The sequence below is a fragment of the Campylobacter sp. US50a genome (assembly GCF_004379015.1).
Taxonomy (GTDB): domain Bacteria; phylum Campylobacterota; class Campylobacteria; order Campylobacterales; family Campylobacteraceae; genus Campylobacter_D; species Campylobacter_D jejuni.
In genome coordinates, this window is the sequence record NZ_RYYJ01000023.1 from 1 (window position 1) to 6,783 (window position 6,783).

Here is a 6,783-nt window from a genome sequence, read left to right on the forward strand (position 1 = left end):
ATTTGTCCAAATTCATCATTGCTTTTTACCTCTATAGTAGAAACATTTTTTGTTTTATGATTGATGAAGTCAAAGAAATTTTGCAAAGATTTAAAAATTGAATTAATTTTTGCACTTACCATATATTTTATACATATATATACAATAGCTGAAATTATAATTAAAAATATAACAACTACAGCAACTATAATTAACTGAAGATGATATAAAGGTTCTAAAACTGAATTTTTAGGGGTTGTTACAAGTATACTCCAATGACTTGAATCTTCTAATGTACTAAAAGATGAAACCGAAGCATAACTGGTTAAACCTGTTGCCGTGTAAAAATTATTGATTAAAATATCTCTATGTTCTTTAATAGCACTTAATATAGGAGCTACAGAAGGAGAATTGTTGTATTCATTGATTTTTTGCAAAACAGCTTTAGGATTTTGATGAATAACAAATGTTCCATCATCTGTAAGTAGCAATCTTAAATCTCCTTCATGAAAATTTAAAGAAGGATCAAGTAAAGTTTTAGACATCTGTGAAAGCTCTAAAGTGAAACCAACAACTCCTGCAAAGTCTCCTTTTTGATTAAAAATAGGTATTCCTAAGTTTATCCCTAAAAATTCTCCATTGCCATAATCAAAGCGTTTAACTGAACCAAAAGTAACCTTTTGTTCTCCATTGTGCACATTGTTTTCAATTTTTGAGATTACAGGCATACTGTTATACATATTTTTATTTTGTATAAATGTTTTAATACCTCCATCAATCCCTGGAGTTGAATCATTATAAACAATAGATAAATTTCCATTTTGAGTGTCTTTATCTTTATTTCCTGATAAAACTGAAAGATCTTTAATGTACAAAAAAGCATAAGTGGTATACATACTTGAATCTAATGCTTTTTTGGTGAAATTTTCCAATACATTAATGTCAATGCTCCCATTATCATTAATAACTTGTTGTACACTAGTACCTAATGTTTTAGAGAGTAAAAAAGGTTCATCAAGTGTGGATTGCATATAATTTACATATCTTTTTGAAGCCATTTTTAGGGCAATTTCTGCTTCTTTTTCCATATTTCGAGAAACTTCATATGATATGATGGCAATCATAAAGACTAAGCTAACTATAACACTTCCAATTACTGAAAGGGTTAATTTAGTTCCGATAGATTTTAACATTGTCTTCCTTTCTTGTATATTTATTTTCGAATTATAACTATAAAATGCTTATTTTTTTCTAAAAAAGTTATTAATTAATATTTTGTTAATATTAATTAATAATTAAATTAAATAGTGTTAAAATACATTTATATAAAATTTATATTAAGGAATACTAATGAAAAAGATTTTCATTTCTTTTGTTGTCCTAGCAACATGTTTATAGACAAAAAATACCGCCTATACCGATGAAGTTGTATTACTTTATATTAATAAAGATAATACTAAAGCCATAGGAAGACTTTTACCTACAAATCCTTTTGAAGTGTTAAAAAGCGAAAATAACAGGGTTTTGCTAAAAATTAATGGTTATGTAAATCCTAAAGCACCTTCTGTGATTTATTTCAATGACTCTCAAAGAATTATTGTTGCAGCTTTTTTTAAAAATACAAAATTAAATTTCTCTCAAAGAATAACTGGAAAAGATGGAAAATGGAATAAGGTAAACCTTGAAATTTGGGCAGATCAAAAAGAATTTGTCAAAGACAATAAAGAAATGTTAAATCGAGCCAAAGAGCTTTTTGCAAATAACTACGGAATTTGTCATGCTATCCACAAAGAAAAAGAATTTACAGCTAACGCTTGGCCTGCAATTTTCCGTTCTATGGCTGATAGAACAGGCATTGATAAAAAAGACAGATGACTAGTTATAGAATACTTACAAAAAAACGCAAAAGATTTTAAAACAAAATAAGGAGAAAAGCATACTAGATAGAAGAAAATTTTAAAAAATTGGAGTGAGCTTAAGTGCTTTACCTTTCATTCCAAGCTTAAGTGCAGGAAAAACCTTAGAAGCTTCAAAAGTTAGCCTTGGACTTGTAAAAAATGGAGAAGTGATCACTGCAGCACACTGGGGGATTTTAAAACTCACTATAAAAGATGGCAAGATAGTAAAAAGTGAACCTTGGGAAAAAGTTACAAAAATGGATAATCCTTTACAGCACTATACTGCCGATATGGTTTATAAATCTCGTGTGAAGTATCCTTATGTGCGTAAATCCTACCTTGAAAATCCTGACAATCCTAAACCTGAACTTCGTGGAAAAGATGAGTTTGTTCGCGTAAGTTATGATGAAGCGATCAAGCTTATCGCTAAAGAGCTTAAAAAAACAAGAGATAGCAAAGGTGCAAGTGCAATTTTTGGTGGAAGTTATGGCTGGAAATCAAGTGGAAATATGCAAAACTCACGTATCTTGCTTCATAGATTTTTAAATGTAACAGGTGGATTTGTAGGAGCTACTGGGGACTATTCTACAGGAGCTTCTCAAGTGATTATGCCTTATGTTGCAGGATCGATTGAAGTTTATGAGCAACAAACCTCATGGGAAAATATCTTAAGCGATTCTAAATATGTTGTGATTTGGGGTGCTGATCCGCTTTCTACTTTACGCATAGCTTGGACTTCAAACGAACAAAGAGGGTTGGCGTATTTTGAAAAACTTAAAGACAGTAAAATCAAAGTGATTTGTATAGATCCTGTAAAAACCACTACAGCGAAATTTTTAAATGCTAAATGGATAGCTCCACGCCCAAATACCGATGTGGCTTTAATGATGGGTATGGCCAGCCATTTAATCGCTAAGAAAAAAGTCAATTACGAGTTTTTAGACACTTACACTACAGGCTTTGATAAATTTAAAGATTATTTAGAAGGTAAAGAAGATGGAGTGAAAAAAGATACCAAATGGGCAAGTAAAATTTGCGGTATCGATGAAAAAACTATCAAAAATTTAGCTGAAACTTTTTATGATAATCCTACTATGATTATGAGTGGTTGGGGTATGCAAAGAGCACATCATGGCGAACAGCCTCACTGGATGTTAGTTACTCTTTGTGCGATGTTAGGACAAATCGGCACAAAAGGAGGTGGTTTTGGACTAAGCTACCATTACAGCAATGGTGGTGTTCCAACTTGCAAAGGCGGAGTTATCGGCGGTATGACAGCAGGTAGCTTAGGAATTTGGAACAATGGTAAATTTAAAGGTTTAGCAAAAAGCGAAACTTCAAACGGAGGTGCAGAATGGCTTCAAAATATAGCGAGTTATTCTTTCCCTGTAGCAAGAATCGCTGATGCTTTACTTCACCCTGGAAAAACCATAGATCACAACGGCTCTAAGCTTACCTATCCTGATATTGATTTTATTTACTGGGTAGGTGGAAATCCTTTAGTGCACCATCAAGATACCAACACTAATGTAAAAGCATGGAGAAAACCACGCACCGTTGTGGTAAATGAAATTTACTGGACTCCAACAGCTAAAATGGCAGATATTGTTATGCCTATAACTTCATCTTATGAAAGAGATGATATTACCATGACAGGAGATTATTCAAATATGCATATAGCTCCTATGAAACAAGCAGTTGAGCCTGTGGGTGAAAGCAAAGATGATTATGTAATTTTCTCTGATATTTGTAAAATTTATGGAAAAGATGTCTTTAATGCCTACACAGAAAATGGAAAAAAAGCTAAAGATTTCATCAAAGAATACTACAACAGCGCCCTAAAACAAACTCAAAGTTTTGGCGAAGCTTTTGCCACTCCTATGCCAAGCTTTGAAGAATTTTGGGCTAAAAATGAACCAATCACTTTTGAACCAACAGCTGAAAGTTTAGAATGGACTCGTTTTTCAGAATTTATAGAAGATCCTATCTTAAATGCTCTGGGTACAGATTCAGGGCTCATTGAAATTTACTCAGAAACGATTAAAAATTATAATTATGATGATTGCAAAGCCCATCCTACTTGGTTTGAGCCTATTGAATGGCTTGGAAATGCAACCAAAGAAGCACCTTTCCACTTACTTACAAACCACCCAAGAGATCGCTTACACTCTCAACTTTGCCACACAAGCTTAAGAGATACTTATGCAATAAAAGATAGAGAGCCGATTTTAATCAATTCCAAAGATGCAAAAAAACTTGGTATAAAAAATGGCGATGTAGTGCGCGTGTTTAACAAACGCGGTGAAGTTTTAGCAGGGGCTGTTGTAAGTGATGAAATCATGCAAGGGGTTGTAAGGCTTTGTGAAGGTGCTTGGTATGATCCTAATGAAAACGGACTTTGTAAATGTGGAAGTGTAAATGTTTTAACCATGGATATACCAACTTCAAAACTTGCCAATGGCAATATCTCTCACACAGGGCTCGTAAACATAGAAAAATTTAAAGGTGAACTACCAAAACTTACTGCCTTTAGCGCCCCAAAAGGTGTGAACTAAATTTAAGAAAGCCGCAAGGCTTTCTATTGTCCAAGCAAATTTAAACTTAAAGCCATTATTGCCATTCCTAATATAAGTCCATATAAACTATCATGAGCCTTATCATAAGTTTTTGCAGCGGGCAAAAGTTCATCAAGAGATATAAAAACCATAATTCCTGCAATCACAGCAAAACTTATAGCTAAAGTAAGATCGCCTATAAAAGGCAATAAAATCAAAGCTCCAACAAAAGCACCCAAAGGCTCTGCAAAACCCGAAAGAGCTGAATAAATAAAAGCTTTTTTCTTATCTCCTGTAGCATGGTAAATTGGCAAACTCACAGCCAAACCTTCAGGGATATTGTGTATAGCCACAGCTATAGCTATAGCAATTCCTAAAGTAAGATTATCAAGACTCGAAATAAAAGTAGCAAAACCTTCTGGGAAATTATGTATAGCAATAGCTAAAGCTGTAAAAATCCCTGTGCGTTTTAAAGCTTTAGTATTGATCTGATGCAACTTTTCTCCAGGATGAAATTTCGGAGGATTTTGTCCTTTTTGAGGTAAGGGACAAATTTTTAACTCGCTTAAATCCTCTTTGGGCTCGTGAGGATTGACATCTTCGGGGATTAATTTATCAATCAATAAAGATATTAAAATTCCACCAAAAAAACAAGCCAATCCTAAAAGCTCAGCCCAATGCGAATCATAGTGATTTTTAAAATCTTTCAGCGCAGTAGGTAAAATTTCCATGAAAGAAATATATATCATTACCCCAGCTGAAAAACCAAGTCCTAAAGAAAGCACTCTTAAATCATCTTTTCTAGAAAAAAAGGCTATTATAGAACCTATAGCTGTAGAAAAACCTGCAAAAAGAGTCAGTAGTATTGCGATAAAAATTTGTTCAAAGGTAAATTGCATTAATAATTCTTAACTTCAATAAAATTTTAATATTTTAAATACTTATATTTATAAAAAGTTAACATATGGTAAAAATACAAAAGATATTAAAATTTTTAAGAATATTTTAAAAAATTATAGAATATTATACTAACTTTTTAATAAATTTTTAAAAGTTTAAGGAAAAAATATGAATTTTCGTTCTTTAAATATAAGCACTAAGCTTATTCTATCTGTAGCCATAGGGGTAATTTTAGGCATTATCGTATTAGTTTCAACAGTTTCCATATATATTTCTGAAAATATGGAGAAAGAGGCCAAAGATTCAATATTTTTAGCTTCAAAAAGATACACCAATTATATGGAAGGTATTCTAAATGAAACTGTTGCACTTACAAAAGGAGCCGCAACTTCCTTAAATGATATGTTTGAACACAATAATCAAGTTGATGCTGATTTGATTGAAAGCTTAATGAAAAATTTATTTGATAGTAGTTTATATTCAGCTTATACTTTTTTGTATTTAAAAGATACTTCAGTGCTAGGGGGTGCTCAAGGAATTGATAAAAGATACACAAGTTCTGATGGTAAAACTTTTGCTATGATTTATTTTGATCAAACCACTAGAAAATCTGGAGGAATAGAAACGATTCAAACGCCAAATAATTTTGGTAATTTAAAGATTATAGAGCAAGTAGAAAAAAACGCTAAATATGGAGATAAAGACAGTTTATTTGTTGGGCCACCAACTAAACTTAACTACGATGGAAAAGATTTTCTAGGTATTAATTTTGGAATGCCTATTTTTAATAATAAAGGTAAATTGATTGGAGTTGCTGGATATACTTTAGATTTTTCTGAAGTTTCTGAAACCATACTTGACCCAAAATTAGATTTTTTTGAAGGGGATTTAAGATTTTTAATGACTGATAAAGGTGTTATTGCCATTCATAAAAATCATAATGCCATTTTAAAAACACTCAATGATATAAATAAAGATCCCTCTGTGGAGTTAGTCAATAATGCTGTTAAAGAACACAAAACTGTTATAATAGATGATTATGTTGCTTCAACTGGAGATTTAAGCTATGCATCCGTTTCATCTTTTAGTACTGCAAATAATTCAAGTTATTGGAGTATGGTTGTAACTGCTCCTAAAAATTCAGTTTTAGCACCTTTAAAGAAACTAGAAATTATTTTTATTGTGATTTCTTTTTTTATACTACTTGTCATATTGATTATAGTTTATGTCTGCGTTAAAAAAATAGTTGGATCTAGAATTCCTGTCATTTTAAAATCTTTAGAAAATTTCTTTCATTTTTTAAATCACGAAAAACACGAAGTTGATTTAATTTCAATCAAAGCCGATGATGAACTTGGAAAAATGGGCAAAATGATCAACGAAAACATCCTTGCTACTAAAAAAGGTTTAGAACAAGACAATCAAGCCGTTAAAGAATCAGTTCAAACCGT

Annotated in this window: 3 protein-coding genes and 2 pseudogenes; 3 read left to right on the forward strand and 2 right to left on the reverse strand. The window is 31.9% G+C overall.

Annotation, left to right across the window (positions count from 1 at the left end; all coding sequences use genetic code 11):
* Positions 1–1,172 (reverse strand): annotated as a pseudogene (locus tag ELQ11_RS09240) (cache domain-containing protein); the annotation flags it as partial.
* Between the two features lie 247 nt (positions 1,173–1,419).
* Between ELQ11_RS09240 and ELQ11_RS09245 the strand changes: the two are divergent.
* Both ELQ11_RS09245 and ELQ11_RS09250 read left to right on the forward strand, forming a co-directional pair.
* Positions 1,420–1,854: a cytochrome C gene (locus ELQ11_RS09245; protein ID WP_243833550.1), complete on the forward strand. Its 435-nt coding sequence runs from the start codon at positions 1,420–1,422 to the stop codon at positions 1,852–1,854.
* 88 nt (positions 1,855–1,942) lie between these two features.
* Positions 1,943–4,432 (forward strand): molybdopterin guanine dinucleotide-containing S/N-oxide reductase, encoded by a 2,490-nt coding sequence (locus ELQ11_RS09250; RefSeq protein ID WP_134225292.1) that lies wholly within the window; start codon positions 1,943–1,945, stop codon positions 4,430–4,432.
* 23 nt (positions 4,433–4,455) lie between these two features.
* Here the strand turns inward: ELQ11_RS09250 and zupT are convergent, their stop codons facing one another.
* Positions 4,456–5,331, reverse strand: coding sequence for a zinc transporter ZupT (zupT, locus tag ELQ11_RS09255; protein WP_126236303.1), 876 nt, complete (start codon positions 5,329–5,331; stop codon positions 4,456–4,458).
* Positions 5,332–5,500: 169 nt separating this feature from the next.
* On the opposite strand from zupT, the pseudogene ELQ11_RS09260 reads away from it, so the two are divergent.
* A pseudogene (locus tag ELQ11_RS09260) lies at positions 5,501–6,783 on the forward strand (cache domain-containing protein); the annotation flags it as partial.

Bases quoted from the DNA above. Each gene is read 5' to 3' on its own strand.
- zupT (WP_126236303.1), bottom strand. From the start codon at position 5,331: ATGCAATTTACCTTTGAACAAATTTTTATCGCAATACTACTGACTCTT.